This is a genomic window from Streptomyces sp. NPDC094034, from assembly GCF_040303865.1.
GTDB lineage: Bacteria > Actinomycetota > Actinomycetes > Streptomycetales > Streptomycetaceae > Streptomyces.
On record NZ_JBEOUD010000003.1, the window covers coordinates 1 to 17460 of the forward strand.

At 70.9% G+C, this 17460-nt stretch carries 12 protein-coding genes and 1 pseudogene; 6 read left to right on the plus strand and 7 right to left on the minus strand.

Going from position 1 to position 17460, the window contains the following annotated elements; all coding sequences use genetic code 11:
* Window positions 1-136 precede the first annotated feature (136 nt).
* Window positions 137-1201, minus strand: coding sequence for a uroporphyrinogen decarboxylase (gene hemE, locus ABTZ59_RS04280; protein WP_503002007.1), 1065 nt, complete (start codon window positions 1199-1201; stop codon window positions 137-139).
* 91 nt (window positions 1202-1292) lie between these two features.
* On the opposite strand from hemE, the gene ABTZ59_RS04285 reads away from it, so the two are divergent.
* From ABTZ59_RS04285 to ABTZ59_RS04305, 5 genes are all read left to right on the plus strand, one after another.
* Window positions 1293-1982: a DUF3000 domain-containing protein gene (locus ABTZ59_RS04285; protein ID WP_351390282.1), complete on the plus strand. Its 690-nt coding sequence runs from the start codon at window positions 1293-1295 to the stop codon at window positions 1980-1982.
* 272 nt (window positions 1983-2254) lie between these two features.
* Window positions 2255-2914 carry a helix-turn-helix transcriptional regulator gene (locus ABTZ59_RS04290; protein WP_030350743.1) on the plus strand — a complete coding sequence of 220 codons (660 nt, stop codon included), beginning with the start codon at window positions 2255-2257 and terminating at the stop codon, window positions 2912-2914.
* 76 nt (window positions 2915-2990) lie between these two features.
* Window positions 2991-4289 (plus strand): HRDC domain-containing protein, encoded by a 1299-nt coding sequence (locus ABTZ59_RS04295; RefSeq protein WP_351390289.1) that lies wholly within the window; start codon window positions 2991-2993, stop codon window positions 4287-4289.
* Between the two features lie 302 nt (window positions 4290-4591).
* On the plus strand, window positions 4592-5812 hold the full coding sequence (locus ABTZ59_RS04300; RefSeq protein WP_351390292.1) for a thiolase family protein: 1221 nt from the start codon (window positions 4592-4594) through the stop codon (window positions 5810-5812).
* Complete coding sequence (locus ABTZ59_RS04305; protein WP_351390295.1) at window positions 5809-7950, plus strand: 3-hydroxyacyl-CoA dehydrogenase NAD-binding domain-containing protein; 2142 nt, start codon at window positions 5809-5811, stop codon at window positions 7948-7950. Before ABTZ59_RS04300 ends, ABTZ59_RS04305 begins: the two co-directional genes overlap by 4 nt.
* Before the next feature lie 124 nt (window positions 7951-8074).
* Here ABTZ59_RS04305 and ABTZ59_RS04310 read toward each other — a convergent pair whose 3' ends face one another.
* Window positions 8075-9235, minus strand: a complete 1161-nt coding sequence (locus ABTZ59_RS04310; protein WP_351390298.1) for a PLL family lectin — start codon at window positions 9233-9235, stop codon at window positions 8075-8077.
* A 117-nt stretch (window positions 9236-9352) separates the two neighbouring features.
* On the opposite strand from ABTZ59_RS04310, the pseudogene ABTZ59_RS04315 reads away from it, so the two are divergent.
* Window positions 9353-9724 (plus strand): annotated as a pseudogene (locus ABTZ59_RS04315) (PIN domain-containing protein); the annotation flags it as partial.
* A gap of 20 nt (window positions 9725-9744) precedes the next feature.
* Here the strand turns inward: ABTZ59_RS04315 and ABTZ59_RS04320 are convergent.
* The 5 genes from ABTZ59_RS04320 to ABTZ59_RS04340 form a co-directional block, all read right to left on the minus strand.
* Window positions 9745-11379 carry a glycosyltransferase family 39 protein gene (locus tag ABTZ59_RS04320; protein WP_351390301.1) on the minus strand — a complete coding sequence of 545 codons (1635 nt, stop codon included), beginning with the start codon at window positions 11377-11379 and terminating at the stop codon, window positions 9745-9747.
* 92 nt (window positions 11380-11471) lie between these two features.
* Window positions 11472-12971, minus strand: coding sequence for an amino acid permease (locus ABTZ59_RS04325; protein ID WP_351390304.1), 1500 nt, complete (start codon window positions 12969-12971; stop codon window positions 11472-11474).
* Window positions 12972-13124: 153 nt separating this feature from the next.
* Window positions 13125-15038, minus strand: a complete 1914-nt coding sequence (gene dxs, locus ABTZ59_RS04330) for a 1-deoxy-D-xylulose-5-phosphate synthase (protein ID WP_351390309.1) — start codon at window positions 15036-15038, stop codon at window positions 13125-13127.
* Between the two features lie 190 nt (window positions 15039-15228).
* Window positions 15229-16554, minus strand: coding sequence for a sugar ABC transporter permease (locus tag ABTZ59_RS04335; RefSeq protein ID WP_503002013.1), 1326 nt, complete (start codon window positions 16552-16554; stop codon window positions 15229-15231).
* On the minus strand, window positions 16551-17339 hold the full coding sequence (locus tag ABTZ59_RS04340; protein WP_351390314.1) for an ATP-binding cassette domain-containing protein: 789 nt from the start codon (window positions 17337-17339) through the stop codon (window positions 16551-16553). Before ABTZ59_RS04340 ends, ABTZ59_RS04335 begins: the two co-directional genes overlap by 4 nt.
* Window positions 17340-17460: the final 121 nt, after the last annotated feature.

Below are 17460 nucleotides of genomic sequence, written 5' to 3' on the forward strand. Positions count from 1 at the left end.
CGGGGTGGAACGCCGCCGCACCCATCCCTCCAGCGCAGCCCGTTCCTCGTCCGACAGGATCAACTCGGCCTTCGGCCGCCCAGTACGCGCCACCCCACAACCCTACACATCTGAACAGAATTCCAGACTCAGAAGACTAGCGGGCGGTCTGGGTGTGTACGTACTCCACGAGCCGGGTCAGGGCGTCCGGGTCCATGGTCGGCAGCACCCCATGGCCCAGATTGAAGACATGGCCCTCCAGACCGGCCGCCGCGTCCAGTACCTCGCGGGTCTTGGTCTCCACCGCCGCCGTCGGGGCGAAGAGCACCGCCGGGTCGAGGTTGCCCTGGAGCGCCTTGCCGGGACCGACCCGGCGGGCGGCCTCGTCCAGCGGGACCCGCCAGTCGACGCCGACGACATCCGCGCCCGCCTCGCCCAGCAGACCGAGCAGTTCGCCCGTACCGACCCCGAAGTGGATGCGCGGGACGTCGTACGGCGCGATGGCCTCGAAGACCTTCGCCGAGGCGGGCAGGACGGAATGGCGGTAGTCGACCGGTGCCAGGGCGCCCACCCATGAGTCGAAGAGCTGTACGGCGCTCGCGCCCGCCTCGATCTGCACCTTGAGGAAGGCGGAGGTGATGTCCGCGAGCCGGTCAAGCAGATCGGCCCACAGCTCCGGGTCGCCGTACATCATCGCCTTGGTGTGCTCGTGGTTTCGGGACGGGCCGCCCTCCACGAGATAGCTGGCGAGCGTGAACGGCGCGCCGGCGAAGCCGATGAGCGGGGTGGCGCCCAGCTCGCCCGTGAGCATGCCGATCGCTTCGGTCACATACGAGACGTCGTCCGGGGTGAGGTCGCGCAGCCGGGCGAGATCGGCGCGGGTCCGGATCGGCTCGGCGACGACGGGGCCGACCCCGGGCTTGATGTCGAGGTCGAGGCCGATGGCCTTGAGGGGGACGACGATGTCGCTGAAGTAGATCGCGGCGTCGACCTTGTGGCGCCGTACCGGCTGGAGGGTGATCTCGGTGACCAGTTCGGGCCGCATGCAGGATTCCAGCATGGGAATCCCCTCACGCACCTTCAGATACTCCGGCAGCGAGCGCCCCGCCTGTCGCATGAACCAGACCGGTGTGTGGGGCACCGGTTCACGCCTGCACGCCTTCATAAAGGGCGATTCGTACGGCTTCGTCTGCTGGCCCGAGGGGCGGTCAATGGCGCTCACGACCAGAATCTTCGCATGTACGGGGAAGCCGCTGCCCCGGGCCGGGTGTCCTTCCCTGCGCGAGACGCGCGTTCCGCCTACTCTTCCCCGCATGGCTGCGGCTCAGGGACAGTTTTCCGATCATTCCAACGGCACCGAGGGAACGGGGGGCGCGGAGGGGGATTCCGGTCCGGCCACGTTCCGTTCGGCGGTCGAAGCACTGCGAACGGCACGGCCGCGTCCCGAGATCGAGGTCGACCCGACCCCGCCGCCCAAGCGGCTGGCACCGTACGCGTACGCCCTGGAAGCGGCGGTCGTCGACGGTGACGACGATCTGGCGGACGGCCGGCTCATCCTGCTCCACGACCCGGCCGGACATGACGCCTGGCAGGGCGCCTTCCGGCTGGTGACGCTCGTACGGGCGGAGCTGGAGCCGGAGATGGCGGCGGACCCGCTGCTGCCCGAGGTGTGCTGGTCCTGGCTGACCGGTGCGCTGGAGGCGCGCGGACTGTCGTACGGGGAGGCCAGCGGCACCGTCACGCGCGCCGGGTCGCACTACTTCGGCGGTCTCGCCGAGCGCAGACCGGCCACCCAGATCGAGATCCGCGCGTCCTGGACTCCGCGCGAGGGCCGGGGCGGGGTGCCCGACGCGGCGGCACATCTGGCGGCCTGGTGCGATCTGCTCTGCCAGATCGCGGGGCTGCCACCGGCCACGACGGGACCGGTCGCCGGCGGGACGGACCCGGGCGCCGGCGCGGGTGTGGTGTCACTGCCCCAGCGGCGCGGGCCGCAGGTGTCCTGACCGCCCGCACCACGCCGCCTCGGGTGGGGCCGGCCGTCGCGTCCGGCCATGGCGTCCGGCCGTGGGATCCAGTCGTCGGGTCCAGTCGTGGGGGCACAACAGGGAATGATCGATCACTCGTCCGAATTGCCCGAATTGTTACTCACCAAATCGTGATCTTTCTCTAAAGGCGGGCGGGATTGCTGCCGAAGAGGTCAATGACCCTTCAAGCACGGATCGCCCCGGCTTCATCCCCAGAGCCGGCCCCGTCCCGCACCTTCCCAGGAGGCCTGGTGTCCGTTCTCCTAGAGCAGCCCGCAAGCCTGGTCGCCTACCGCCCGAACAAGCCGACGGCCATGGTCGTCGTGGCCGACCCACGCGTCCGCTCCACCGTCACCCGCCACTTGTGGGCCCTTGGAGTACGTGACGTCATCGAGGCGTCGTCCATCGCGGAGGCCCGCCCCCGCGTCGGCAACCCGCGCGACATCTGCGTTGCCGACGTCCATCTGCCCGACGGTTCCGGGCTGACCCTGCTGTCCGAGACCCGAGCCGCCGGCTGGCCCAACGGCCTCGCCCTCTCCGCCGCCGATGACATCGGCGCGGTGCGCAATGCCCTCGCGGGCGGTGTCAAGGGCTATGTCGTCACCGGCACCCGTACGAACATCGGCCACCCGGGCCGTCCCGGCGCCGCCCCCATCGGCGCCGGCCAGCGGATGCACCGCCGTCCTCCGGGGGCCCCGAGCCACCCGGGCGGTTACCGCGAGCTCTCCGGCCGTGAGGTCGAGGTGCTCCGGCTGGTCGCCGAAGGACAGTCCAACAAGGCCATCGGTGTCTCGATGGGCCTGTCCGCACTCACCGTCAAGAGCCATCTCGCCCGGATCGCGCGCAAGCTCGGCACGGGCGACCGGGCGGGGATGGTCGCCGTGGCCCTCCGTACCGGAATCATCCACTGACCACTTCTCGCCCCCACCGCCCGTCGACGGAACGTTCCGTCGACGGGCGCCTTCCGTTCACGGATACCCTTGACAGGTGACCGACGCCCAAGAGACCGCAGCAGAGCCAGCACTGCGAACCACCGGGGGCCAGGAGCGGCAGCCGCTCATGTCGCTGCCCCCGGACGACGTCGAAACGGCGCCGATCCCCTTGCTGGAGCCCCGCGAGGGCATTCCGCCGGTAGTCGCCACCGACAAGGCGCTCGCCGAGGTGATCGCGGCCTTCGCCGCGGGCACCGGCCCCGTGGCCGTCGACGCCGAGCGGGCGTCGGGTTACCGCTACGGCCAGCGCGCCTATCTCGTCCAGCTGCGCCGCGAGGGCGCGGGCACGGCGCTGATCGACCCCGTCGGCTGCCCCGATCTCTCCGGTCTCGGCGAGGCGCTCGCCGGGACCGAGTGGATCCTGCACGCGGCGACTCAGGATCTTCCCTGTCTGCGCGAAATAGGCATGACGCCCACCCGGCTGTTCGACACGGAACTGGCAGGCCGGCTGGCGGGCTTTCCCCGGGTCGGCCTCGGCGCGATGGTCGAGAACGTCCTCGGCTACGCCCTGGAGAAGGGCCACTCCGCCGTCGACTGGTCGACCCGTCCGCTCCCCGAGCCGTGGCTGCGCTACGCCGCGCTCGATGTGGAGCTGCTCGTCGATCTCCGGGACGCGCTGGAGAAGGAGCTGGACCGCCAGTCCAAGCTGGACTGGGCGCACCAGGAGTTCGACGCGATCGCCACGGCCCCGCCGCCGCCCCCGCGCAAGGACCCGTGGCGCCGTACGTCGGGGATGCACAAGGTGCGCCGCCGCCGTCAGATGGCGGTCGTACGGGAGCTGTGGACCACCCGCGACCGGGTCGCGCAGCGGCGTGACGTCTCCCCCGGCAAGGTGCTGAGCGATGCCGCGATCATCGAGGCGGCGCTGGCGCTGCCGGTGAACGTGCACGCGCTGACCGCGCTGACCGGCTTCGGCCACCGGATGGGACGCCGCCAGCTGGAGCAGTGGCAGACGGCGGTCGACCGGGCGAGGGCGCTGCCCGACGTGGAGCTGCCCCAGCCGGGGCAGCAGGTGGCGGGGCCACCGCCGCCGCGCTCCTGGGCGGACAAGGACCCGGAGGCGGCGGCCCGGCTGTCGGCCGCGCGCGCGGCGGTCTCGGAGCTGGCCGAGCGGCTGAACATGCCGCAGGAGAACCTGATCACGCCGGACACGGTGCGCCGGGTCTGCTGGGAGCCGCCGCACGAGCCGACGGTGGCGAAGGTGGCGGACGCGCTCGCGGGCCATGGGGCGCGCGCCTGGCAGGTCGAGCAGGTGGCGCCGCTGCTGACGCGCGCGCTGACGGTGTCCGACTGACCGGCGGCCGTGCCGTACTGACGCTGCGCCTCGCCTTCCGGCGGGGGCCGGGGGCGGTCGGCCGGCGAGTGAGCCGAAGGGGCGCGTCGACGTCGAAAGGGAGAGCGCGCGGAGGTTCGTGAGGAACGAGCGAATCGAGCACGGTCGACTGTCGACGTCGGCGGAAAGCGCCCCGGAGGCGAACCGAGCCCTAAAAACTTCAGCCCGGGCTGGGCAGCATGGTTACCCGCAAGTAGCATAGATGCGGTAGCGCGCCTCAGCGCGCCCCGCAGTGCCACCCCGCACCCTGGAGGAGAGCCATCGTGCCTCGTACCGTCAGGGATGTCGTCTTCGTCGACGGCGTCCGTACCCCGTTCGGCAAGGCGGGCCCGAAGGGCATGTACCACGAGACCCGTGCCGACGATCTCGTCGTGAAGGCGATCCGGGAGCTGCTGCGCCGCAACCCGGACCTCGACCCGGCCCGGATCGACGAGGTCGCCATCGCGGCCACCACCCAGATCGGTGACCAGGGCCTCACACTCGGCCGTACCGCGGGGATCCTCGCCGGGCTGCCGCAGTCCGTGCCCGGCTACTCGATCGACCGGATGTGCGCGGGCGCGCTGACCGCGGTGACCAGCACCGCGGGCTCCATCGCGTTCGGCGCGTACGACATCGTCGTGGCCGGCGGCGTCGAGCACATGGGCCGCCATCCCATGGGCGAGGGCGTCGACCCGAACCCGCGCTTCGTCTCCGAGAAGCTCGTGGACGACTCCGCGCTCTTCATGGGGATGACCGCCGAGAATCTGCACGACCGCTTCCCACATCTGACGAAGGCACGCGCCGACGAGTACGCGGTGCGCTCGCAGGAGAAGGCCGCCAAGGCGTACGCCAACGGCACGATCCAGCAGGACCTGGTGCCGATCTCCATCCGCCGCACCAACCCCGAGACGGGCGAGACCGGCTGGGGGCTCGCCACCGCCGACGAGCCGATGCGCCCGGGGACGACGCTGGAGACGCTGGCCGGGCTGAAGACCCCGTTCCGGCCGCACGGCCGAGTCACCGCGGGCAACGCGGCGGGGCTCAACGACGGAGCGACCGCCTCGCTGATCGCCGCCGAGGACTTCGCGCGCGAGCAGGGCCTGCCGGTCAGGATGCGGCTGGTCTCGTACGCGTTCGCGGGCGTCGAGCCGGAGGTCATGGGGTACGGCCCGATCCCCTCGACCCAGAAGGCGCTCGCCAAGGCGGGGCTGTCGATCTCCGACATCGGTCTGTTCGAGATCAACGAGGCCTTCGCCGTACAGGTGCTGGCCTTCCTGGACCACTACGGCATCGCGGACGACGACGAGCGTGTCAACCAGTACGGCGGCGCCATCGCGTTCGGCCACCCGCTGGCCTCCTCCGGTGTCCGGCTGATGACCCAGCTCGCGCGGCAGTTCGAGTCGCACCCGCACGTCCGCTACGGGCTGACCACCATGTGCGTCGGCTTCGGCATGGGCGCGTCGGTCATCTGGGAGAACCCGCACTTCGACGGAGGCACCAAGTGAGCACCAGCACCGCCGAACTCCTGAAGGGCGCGGCCGAACTGTTCCCCGGCGAGGTCGTCACACAGGCGCACGTACGCCATCTCGATCTCCCCGCGGGTGCCGGGCGCTTCGCGCTCATCACGCTGGACAACGGCCTGGACCACACCAAGCCGACCACCTTCGGACCGCAGTCGCTGGCGAACCTCAGCGCCGCGATCGACCAGGTCGACAAGGAAGCGACCGACGGTACGGTCGTCGGCGTCGGGATCACCGGCAAGCCGTTCATCTTCGCGGTCGGCGCCGACCTCAAGGGTGTGGAGCTGCTGACGCGCCACGAGGACGCGCTCGCGATCGGCAAGGGCGGTCACGAGGTCTTCAAGCGGCTCGCCACGCTGGCCGTGCCGACGTTCGCGTACTACAACGGCGCGGCGATGGGCGGCGGTGTCGAGGTCGGGCTGCACTGTCAGTACCGCACCGTCTCGGCCGCGCTGCCCGCGTTCTCGCTGCCCGAGGTCTTCCTCGGCCTCGTCCCTGGCTGGGGCGGCTGCACGCTGCTGCCGAACCTGATCGGCGCGGACCGCGCGGTCTCGGTCGTCATCGAGAACTCGCTCAACCAGAACAAGCAGCTCAAGGGCGCCCAGGTGCGTGAACTGGGCATCGCAGACGCGATCTTCGAGGGCGCCGACTTCCTGGAGCGGTCGCTGAGCTGGACCGCGTCGGTGCTGAAGGGCGAACTGACCGTCGAGCGCGCCGAGGTGGACCGCGGCGAGGCCTGGGACCGCGCGGTGGAGCGCGGCAGGCAGATCGCCGACTCCAAGGTGCACGGCGCCGCCCCGGCGGCCTATCGCGCGCTGGACATCATCGCCGCCGCCAAGGACGGCGACCTCCAGGCCGGCTTCGACGCCGAGGACCAGGCCCTCGCGGATCTGATCATGGGCGGCGAACTGCGCGCCGGTATCTACGCGTTCAACCTGGTGCAGCGGCGCGCCAAGCGGCCGGCCGGGGCCCCCGACAAGGCGCTGGCGCGCCCGGTCACCAAGGTCGGCGTCGTCGGCGCGGGTCTGATGGCCTCGCAGTTGGCGCTGCTCTTCCTGCGCCGGCTCGAAGTCCCGGTCGTTCTCACGGACATCGACCAGGAGCGGGTCGACAAGGGCGTCGGGTATGTCCACGGCGAGATCGACAAGCTGCTGCTGAAGTCCCGTATCAACCAGGACAAGGCCAACCGTCTCAAGGGCCTCGTCTCGGGTGTGCTGGACAAGGCCGAGGGCTTCTCGGACGCGGACTTCATCATCGAGGCCGTCTTCGAGGAGATGGGCGTCAAGCAGAAGGTGTTCGCGGAGGTCGAGGCGGTCGCCCCGGCGCACGCGATCCTCGCCACCAACACCTCGTCGCTGTCCGTCTCCGAGATGGCCTCGAAACTGAAGAACCCCGAGCGGGTCGTGGGCTTCCACTTCTTCAACCCGGTCGCGATCCTTCCGCTGCTGGAGATCGTGCGCGGGGAGCGGACCGACGACGCCGCGCTGGCGACGGCGTTCGGGGTGGCGAAGAAGCTCAAGAAGAGCGCGGTACTGGTGAAGGACGCCCCGGCGTTCGTCGTCAACCGCATCCTCACCCGCTTCATGGGCGAGATCCAGAACGTCATCGACGAGGGCACTCCGGTCGCGGTGGCGGAGCGCGCGGTCGAGCCGCTGGGGCTGCCGATGTCCCCGCTGGTGCTGCTCGAACTGGTCGGGCCCGCCATCGGTCTGCATGTCTCGCAGACCCTGCACGGCGCGTTCCCTGACCGCTTCAAGGTCTCCGCGAACCTCGCGGCGGTCGTCGAGGCGGGCAAGCGCGGCTTCTACGTCCATGCCACCGACGGTGCGGCAAAGCCGGAGCTGGACCCGGAGGTGGCCGCGCTTCTCCAGCAGGGCGACATCGTCCTCACCGAGGAGCGGACGCGCGAGCGGGTGCTGGACGCGGTGGCCCAGGAGATCGGTCTGATGCTGGCCGAGGGTGTCGTGGCCGAGGCCCAGGACATCGACCTCTGTCTGCTCACGGGCGCGGGCTGGCCCTTCCATCTGGGCGGCATCACCCCGTACCTGGACAGGGAGGGCGTCTCGGAGCGGGTGAACGGCAAGCGGTTCCTGGCGCCGGGTGTGGCGAGCGTCCCGGCGTAGCGTTCACGGGTGGACGGCCACCGGGCCGGTACGGAAGGGGACTTCCGTACCGGCCCGGTCCGTTGTGCCCGCCACGCGCGCCCGTACGACATGGCTTCCGTACGACGTGGTTTCCGTACGGCGCTCAGTTCCGGGTCCACGCCTCCAGCGCCAGGCCCGGCTCCGCCTTCTGACGGGCCGTCCGCAGGGCGCCGTCCTCACCGATCACCGCGAGGATCACCCGCCCCCGGCCGTCCAGCGCCAGCGCGGGCGCGCCGGAGCAACGCTCGCCGGTCGGGGTCCAGTGGAGGCCCGCCGCCTCGTTCTCCGTCGGGTAGGCGGCGATGTGCGGGCGGCCGTCGGCGCCGCGCTGGGCGAGGATCGTGCAGTCGTGGCCGTCCACGGGGGTACGCAGCAGGGCGAGTGGGCCGGTGCCGGGACCGCCCAGCCGCGCCGGTCTCATCCCGGGGCGCCAGGCGTGGACGGTGCCGTCGCCCGCGTCGCGCCAGAAGTGGGTGAGCCGTCCGCCCCCGGTGGGCCAGGCGGTGATGGTGCCTTGTTCGACCCTGCCGTCCGGTTCGTCCTCGGCGCGCTCCAGTTTCGCGTCGGGTTTCGGGCGCAGCCAGCGGACCACGGTGTCCCCGGCCGGGACGAGGACATCGATCAGTCCGTGGTCGGTGACGGCGGCGGCCGTCTCACCGGTCAGCGCCGTGTCCTCGGCGTTGGCGCCGCCCCAGGGCTGCCAGCGGCCGGTGGGCGACTGGTGCTTGGCCGAGAGTCCGCCGTTGGTGTTGCGGAGGAACAGATGCACCGAGCCGGTGGCGTCCAGGACCGCGGACGGCAGGCCGATGTCCACGGCTTTCTCACGGTCCTTCCCGTGCGGGTTGCCCAGTGACTGCCAGTCCCGCAGCGGGCGGCCCGTCTGGTACTGCACGGCGTGGACGAGATCGGTGTCGGCGGGTCCTTCGGCGCGCGGGCGTTTCCGTACCCCCACGAGATGGACGAAGCCCTCGGCGCTGCGCGCGACCGACAGATACGGCAGCAGGCCCCGGGCGGCCAGTCGCTCGGGGCCCGACCAGTCGGGGCCGCCGGGGCGGGTCTCCGTCCAGCGGAGCACCGCGTCGGTGGTCGGCGCGTACGCCGTGAGCCTGCCGTCCTTGCCGCGCAGCAGCCAGCCGGTGGTCGCGGGGAGGGCGTCGTCCCCGAGGGGCGCGGGCGGCGTGCGGAGTGGCCTCGTGCCAGGGTCGGGGGCCTGGCTCGCGCTGTCCCCCGATCGCTTGGACGTCCGTCCGGACCGCGGTGTCATGGCCCACTGCCACCTTCCCGAGCGCGGAAAACCCAGAGCTCGATAGTACTCAGGGGCGTCGGCGGGGGCTCCGGAAGGCGGTACGGCCCGGCGCTGTGCGAGGCTGCGGCTGTGCTGATGCGGTTGATCGTCGACGCGGCGAATGTGGTCGGATCCGTTCCCGACGGGTGGTGGCGTGACCGGCGGGGTGCCACCGAGCGGCTGCGTGACTCCCTGGTGCCGTACGCCGCGCGAGGAGCGGCGGGGCATCCGGGGCCCGTTGAGGTCGTGCTCGTCGTGGAGGGCGCCGCGCGGGGCGTGGAGTCCGTACCGGGGGTACGGGTGGCGGCGGCGGCCGGTGGCGGGGACGACCTGATCGTGGAGCTGGCCGCGCGGGCGGCGGCGGACGGCGCGGGCTGTGTCGTCGTCACGGCCGACCGCGAACTGCGCCGGCGGGTGGCCGCGCACGGGGCGGAGTGCGCCGGGCCCAGGACCGTACGCCGGGCACCGGATCGCCGGGCGCCGGAGGGTCAGCCTCCGGCCCCTGACACGGCCCCGGACCAGACCGGGGACCGGACGACGGACCTGAGTACGGGCGCGCCGCCGGACGGGCCCCCGGACAGGCCGTCGGGCGGCTCGCCGGGCGCGGGTACGTAGAGCACCGCCCCGTCGACCGTCCCCGGCAGTGGCTCGTAGTGCCGGGCGAGCAGTCCGCGCAGGGTGGGCAGCCGGTCGGGGGCGAAGGGTTTGCCACGTGAGTCGTCGACGACCAGTGCGGGCGGGTTCGCGCTCAGTTCGTCGACGAGGACCGGCCAGGTGCCCGCCATCGCGTACTTCTCGCCGACCCGGGGCCCGTCCCGGCCGCCGCTGTAGTTGGTCAGCAGACCGGCCGTCAGATAGCGGCTGGCCGGGGCGCGGTCGGCGAGCCAGTAGACCTCCGGGTGTATCCCCCAGACCAGGACCCGGTCCGTGGGCGCTGTACGGGCCCGTACGGCGTCCGCGAGGCGCTGGGCGTGGGCGAGTTCCGGCCGGGGCGCCAGCACGCCCCAGGTGAGGAACAGCGCGCAGGCGCAGGCAGAGGGGAGCAGCGCGGAGGCGAGCCGGTCGCGGGGCAGCAGCCGCAGCGCGGCGGTCGCCAGGAGCACCAGCGGTGGCAGGAGTTGCAGGAAGTAGTGGCCGAAGAAGTGGAAGCCGAGCAGGACGGCGGCGGACGAGGACGCGAGCCACACCCAGAGGTCGGCGCCCGGTCCGCGGGTGCCGCCGCGGACGCGCAGGGCGCGGACGACGGGGGGCAGCAGTCCCGCGCAGGCGAGGCAGAGCAGCGAGGTGTTGGCCAAGGCCCTCAGGAGCACATGGAGTTCGGAGCCGGTCAGGGTGGCGTACGCGCCCGATCCGGTCACCGCCCAGAAGAGGAAGCCGGAGGGGGTGGTGAGCAGGGCCACCGCGAGTACGGGCGGCACGAGCCCGGCGGCGAGCCGCCCGAGGGCGGCCCGGAAGAGGGGGGCGGCAGTGGTGCGCGCGGTGTTCCAGAGCAGCCACAGGACCGGGGCGAGTACCGCGCCGCCGGTCTGTTTGGTCAGCAGCGCCCCGGCGACGGCGAGTCCGGCGGCGCCCCAGCGGCCCCGGCCCGCGCACCATACCGCCGCGACGGTGAACGGCAGTATGAAGACCTCGAAGGTGGCCGACTGGGTGTCCTCGGGGTTGAGTCCGATGGAGACCAGCGGGTAGAGGACCCCGGCGGTGCGGCCCGCGCGGTCGCCCCAGCGTTCCCTGGCGACGGCGGCGAGCAGCGCGGCGGTGGTCAGTTGGGCGAGGACGGCGAGCGCCTTCATCGCGTACAGGGATTGGTCGCCGAAGAGCGCGAAGGCCGATTCGTAGAGCCAGGGCAGTAGCGGCGGCTTCCGGTCGACGACGGTGTCGTACAGCGCTCCCCCGGCGGCCAGTATCCGTGCCTGGACGGCGAGATAGCCCTCGTCGGGGCTCCACAGGGGCGGGCGGAAGGAGGGCAGCCGGGTGACGAGCGTCAGCAGCGCGAGAACGGGGAGCAGCCGCCGCCAGTAGCCGGCGGTGGGGCGCACCGGCGGCCGGGCGGGGGCCGGTACGGGGTGCGGGGCGAAACGTCGCGGGGGCGTGACGTACCGGAGGGCGGGCGGCTCGACGACCATGCGCGGCACAGTAACCGGCGCCGCGGTCCGTGCCGGAGCAGGACATACGGGGCCGGGCCGCGTGGCGGGCCTCCGCGCGGGATGACGGACCGTCAGCGGGACAGCCCGAGACGGCTGTGCGCGCGTCCGTACACGACGTACACGACGACGCCGATGGCCATCCAGACACCGAAGCGGAGCCAGGTCTCGGCGGGCAGGTTGAGCATCAGCCACAAGGAGGCGAGCACGGACGCGATCGGCAGATACGGCACCAGCGGGGTGCGGAACGAGCGCGGCAGGTCGGGGCGCCGTCTGCGCAGGATGACAACGCCGACGGCGACCACGACGAAGGCGAACAGCGTTCCGATGTTGACCAGTTCGGCCAGTTCCTCGATGGAGGTGAAGCCGGCGACGATCGCGACGATCACCCCGAGCAGGACGGTGGAGCGGTACGGCGTGCCGAACCGGTGGTGGACATGGGAGAAGGTACGCGGCAGCAGTCCGTCGCGGCTCATCGCGAAGAACACCCGGGTCTGGCCGAGCAGCAGGATCATGCAGACCGAGGTGAGTCCGACGGCGGCGCCGAAGCTGATCAGTCCGGCCCAGAAGGGATGGCCGACCGACTTGAAGGCGTCGGCGAGCGGTGCGACCACCGTCAGCTCGGTGTAGTGCTGCATTCCGGTGACGACGAGCGAGACGGCGACATAGAGCACGGTGCAGATGAAGAGGGAGCCGAGGATGCCACGGGGGACGTCGCGCTGCGGGTTGACGGTCTCCTCGGCGGCGGTCGCGACGATGTCGAAGCCGATGAAGGCGAAGAACACGACGGCCGCGGCGGTGAAGATGCCGAGGATCCCGAAGTTGGTGGGGGTGTAGCCGGCCATCAGCTGGATGATCGGGGCCCTGAGCCCGCCGCCGCCGGCGGCCGGCTCCGACGGCGGGATGAACGGCCGGTAGTTGGCCCCGTTGACGAAGAACGCCCCGACGATGATCACGAGCAGGACGACGGTGACCTTGACGCCGACGATGACGCTGGTGACGCGCGAGGAGAGCTTGACACCGACGACGAGGACGCAGGTCAGGGCGAGGACGAGCAGGAACGCGAGCAGATCGAAGCCGAACCTCCCGTTCTGCGTGCCGGAGAGGAAGTCCGGCAGACTCGCCCCTGCGTTGCCCAGCAGGGAGCGCACATAGCCGGACCAGCCGACCGCGACGACCGCGCAGCCAAGCGCCAGTTCCAGGACGAGATCCCAGCCGATGATCCAGGCGGGCAGTTCGCCGAGCGAGGCGTACGAGAAGGTGTACGCGGATCCGGCGACCGGCACCGTCGAGGCGAACTCGGCGTAGCAGAGGCCGGCCAGCGCGCAGACGATCCCGGCGACGACGAAGGCGATGGCGGTGGCGGGCCCCGCCGTCTGTCTGGCCACCACACCGGTCAGGACGAAGATGCCGGTACCGATGATCACACCGACGCCGAAGACCGTCAGATCCAGCGCGGAGAGGGACTTCCTGAGCGCGAACTCGGGGTCTTCGGTGTCACGGATCGACTGTTCGACATCCTTGGTGCGAAACAGACCGTTTCCGGCTGGCCCCGAGTCCTGCTGCGTACTCACCGGCGTACCTCCGTGTGCGCGTTCATCGGGCCATGATCGGGAGGCGCCCCAATTCCGGGCACCCGATATGGGCGAATTTCACACGGATGAGCCGATTGGTCCACCCTTACAGGGCGGCCCCACCGGCCCATCGGTACCGCGCGATACGGAGGATCAGTCGCGGGCGGCCTCGGTGGGCGAGTCCACCAGCCGGCCGTCCAGCCTCGCGACCAGACCGGTGACCTGGCGCGCGATGTCCGGTGCGGTCAGCCCGATCTCGGCCATGACCTCCTTGCGGGAGGCATGGTCGAGGAAACGCGGCGGAATGCCGAAGTCCCGCAGTGGTACGTCGACCCCGGCGTCACGCAGCGCCTGGGCGATCGCCGAACCGACGCCACCGACCCGGCTGTTGTCCTCGACGGTGACCACCACGCGGTGCTGCTCGGCGAGCGGGGCGAGTGCCTCGTCCACCGGCTTGACCCAGCGCGGGTCGACCACCGTGGCCGAGATGCCCTGTTTGTCGAGAAGGTCGGCGATGTCCAGGCACATCGGGGCGAGCGCGCCGACGGAGACCAGCAGGACGTCCGCCGTACCCTCCTCGGTCCTGCGCAGGACGTCCATCCCGCCGACCCTTCCGACGGCGGCGACCGCCGGGCCGACCGCGCCCTTGGAGTAACGGACCACGGTCGGGGCGTTCTCCACCGCCACGGCCTCGCGCAGCTGAGCGCGGACCTGGTCGGCGTCGCGCGGGGCCGCGATCCGCAGCCCCGGCACGCACTGGAGCATCGACATGTCCCACATGCCGTTGTGCGAGGCACCGTCGGTGCCGGTGATGCCGGCCCGGTCCAGGACGAACGTCACACCGCAGCGGTGCAGGGCGACATCCATCAGCAGCTGGTCGAAGGCGCGGTTGAGGAAGGTCGCGTAGAGGGCGAACACCGGGTGCACACCGCCGGTGGCCAGGCCCGCGGCGGAGACCGCGCCGTGCTGCTCCGCGATCCCGACGTCGTACACCCGGTCCGGGAACGCCTTGGCGAACTTCTCCAGGCCGACGGGCTGGAGCATGGCGGCCGTGATGGCGACGATGTCCTCGCGCTCATGGCCGAGCTTGACCATCTCCTCGCCGAACACGGAGGTCCAGTCCATGCCGGCGGCGGCGATGGGCAGTCCGGTGTCGGGGTGGATGGGGCCGATGCCGTGGAAGTGGTCGGCCTCGTCCTGCTCGGCCGGCTTGTAGCCGCGGCCCTTCTCGGTGATGCAGTGCACGATGACCGGGCCGCCGAATCGCTTCGCCCGCTGGAGCGCGGACTCCAGGGCCTCGATGTCATGACCGTCGATCGGGCCCACGTACTTCAGCCCGAGGTCCTCGAACATCCCCTGAGGCGCGATGAAGTCCTTCAGGCCCTTCTTGGCGCCGTGCAGGGTGTCGTAGAGGGGCCTGCCGACGACCGGTGTGCGGTCCAGGATCTCCTTGCCGCGGGCCAGGAAGCGTTCATAGCCGTCGGTGATCCGCAGGGTCGCGAGATGGTTCGCCAGACCGCCGATGGTCGGCGCGTACGAACGCTCGTTGTCGTTGACGACGATGACGAGCGGACGGTCCTTGGCGGCGGCGATGTTGTTCAGCGCCTCCCAGGCCATACCACCGGTCAGCGCGCCGTCACCGATCACCGCGACCACATGATCGTCCTTCTTCAGGACCTCGTTGGCCTTGGCCAGACCGTCGGCCCAGCCGAGCACGGTGGAGGCGTGGGAGTTCTCGATGATGTCGTGGTCGGACTCGGCGCGGGACGGGTAGCCGGAGAGTCCGTTCCTGTTCCTGAGCCTGGAGAAGTCCTGACGGCCGGTGAGCAGCTTGTGGACGTACGACTGGTGGCCCGTGTCGAAGAGGACCTTGTCCTTGGGGGAGTCGTACACACGGTGCAGGGCGATGGTCAGCTCGACGACACCGAGGTTGGGACCGAGGTGGCCGCCGGTCTTGGAGACCGCCTCCACGAGGAAGGACCGGATCTCTCCGGCCAGCTGCCTCAGCTGCTCCGGGGCGAGCCGGTCCAGATCGCGTGGTCCCCTGATGCGGGTCAGCAACGCCACCCGTGCCTCCTTGGGTATGAGCTGTCGAGCATGCCGATCTGGCGAGTCTAATGTTCCACTCGCGCGAGTGGTCGGCGGGCGGTACATCCCACGTCACCCGATCGACGGTATGTACGTCATATCGGCTGCCTCCGGAACGCGGCCGTGCCCGGCACCGCGAGGGTGCCGGGCACGGCGTGCGGGACCGCGGTCAGGCGCGACCCGCGGTCTTCTGGGTCTTGCGGGTGACGGAGTCGATGACGACGGTGGCCAGCAGCACACCACCGGTGATCATGTACTGGATCGGGGTGGCGATGCCCTCCAGCGCCAGTCCGTACTGGATCGAGGTGATGACCATGACACCGAGCAGCGCGTTCCATGTGCGGCCCCGGCCACCGAAGAGGCTGGTGCCACCGATCACGGCCGCCGCGATCGCGTTCATCAGCAGGTCGCCGGTGCCGGCGCCCTGGTTGGCCGCGGCGATCTTGGAGGCGATGAAGAGACCGCCGATGGCCGCGAACGTACCGGCGATCGAGTAGACCGAGACCCGGATCAGCGTGACGTTGATACCCGCGCGGCGGGACGCCTCGACACTGCCGCCGAGCGCGAAGACCTTGCGGCCGTAGGTGGTGCGCCGCAGTACGAAGTCGGTCGCCACCAGGACCAGCAGGAAGATGACCGGTGCCAGGGGCAGGCCCTTGTACTGGTTGAACATGAACGCCGCGGCGAAGGCCACGACCGCGAGGACGGCCGTGCGCAGCGCGGTCTCGCTGACCGGCCTCGACGGGACCCCGGCCGCCTCACGGCGGCGGTTCTCCAGGAAGGAGGTCAGGAAGAACGCCACGACCGCGACGAGGGCGAGACCGTAGGCGGCCGCGACATCGGTGAAGTAGTAGGTGGTGAGCTTGGCCACCAGACCGTCGGAGTTCAGGTTGATGGTGCCGTTGTCGCCCAGGATCTGGAGCATGAAGCCGAGCCAGAAGAGCAGACCGGCCAGGGTGACGGCGAACGCGGGCGCGCCGACGCGGGCGAAGAAGAAGCCGTGGATCGCGCCGATGACCGCGCCGCTGAGGATGGCGACCACCAGGGCCAGCCATTCGTTCATGCCGTGGGTGACGCTCAGTACGGCGACGATGGCGCCGGACACACCACTGACCGAGCCGACCGACAGGTCGATCTCACCGAGCAGCAGGACGAAGACGATACCGACGGCGATCATGCCGGTGCCGACCATGGCCACGGAGATGTTGCTCAGGTTCTCCGCGGACAGGAAATTGGAGTTCAGGCTCTGGAAGACCACGCAGATGATGAGCAGCCCGACGACGACCGGGAGTGAGCCCAGATCACCGGCGCGTATCTTGCGCTTGAACTCGGAGACATAGCCCGCGAACCCCTGCTCGCGCACCAGCAGTCGGGGGTCCACCGCGGTGACCGCGCCGTCCGCCGCGGCGGGGGCGTCGACCTGGGCGGGGATCGTCTCTCCCGGGGTCTCGCCCGGGGTCTTCTCAAGAGACGTGGAGGTGTTGTCCGTACTCACTTCTGAACCTCCACGGTGCGCGACGCGCGGCGGGTCACGGCGTTGTCCGTGGCGCCGGTGATGGCGGCGATGATCTCTTCCTGAGAGGTGGACGCGACGTCGAAGACGCCGTTGTTGCTGCCCAGCCTGAGCACCGCCACCTTGTCCGCGACGGCCTTGACATCGGCCATGTTGTGGCTGATGAGCAGCACGGCGAGACCGCGCTCGCGCAGCCGCTCGACGAGGTCGAGCACCTGCGCCGTCTGCTCGACGCCGAGGGCCGCCGTCGGCTCGTCGAGGATGACGAGCTTGGGGTCGCCGAGCATCGACCGGGCGATGGCCACGGTCTGGCGCTGACCGCCGGAGAGCGAGGCGATCGGGATACGGACACTGGGAATCCGGATCGACAGTGTGGTGAGCAGCTCGCGCGAGCGGCGCTCCATCTCGACCTCGTTGAGGACGCCCCAGCTGCGGAGTTCCCTGCCGAGATAGAGATTGCCGACGACGTCGATGTTGTCGCAGAGCGCCAGGTCCTGGTAGACGGTCGCGATGCCCAGGCTCTGGGCGTCGTGCGGCCGGTTGATCGAGACGGGCCTGCCCTCCCACTCGATGACGCCGTCATCGATGGGGTGGACGCCGGCGATGGTCTTCACCAGCGTCGATTTCCCGGCGCCGTTGTCGCCCACGAGGGCGACCACCTCACCGGAGTGGACCTCAAGCTCTACGTCGGTGAGCGCTTGGACGGCACCGAATCGCTTGGAGACCCCTCGCAACGCCAGCACGGGCGTAGCGGTCACGTGAACCATCTCCTTCGCCGCCTGACCGGCGGGGATGCCGCGCCGGGGGGAGGCGCGGAGGTCGAGCAGAAGAGACGAGCAAGGGGCCGGCCGCGCGGGTCCTGATCACGGACGCCGCGCGACACGGCAC

Excerpts from the sequence above, each read along its gene's own strand:
- ABTZ59_RS04285 (WP_351390282.1), top strand. The coding sequence starts at position 1,293 with ATGGCTGCGGCTCAGGGACAGTTTTCCGATCATTCCAACGGCACCGAG.
- ABTZ59_RS04310 (WP_351390298.1), bottom strand. The coding sequence starts at position 9,235 with ATGACACCGCGGTCCGGACGGACGTCCAAGCGATCGGGGGACAGCGCG.
- ABTZ59_RS04320 (WP_351390301.1), bottom strand. The coding sequence starts at position 11,379 with ATGGTCGTCGAGCCGCCCGCCCTCCGGTACGTCACGCCCCCGCGACGT.
- ABTZ59_RS04340 (WP_351390314.1), bottom strand. The coding sequence starts at position 17,339 with ATGGTTCACGTGACCGCTACGCCCGTGCTGGCGTTGCGAGGGGTCTCC.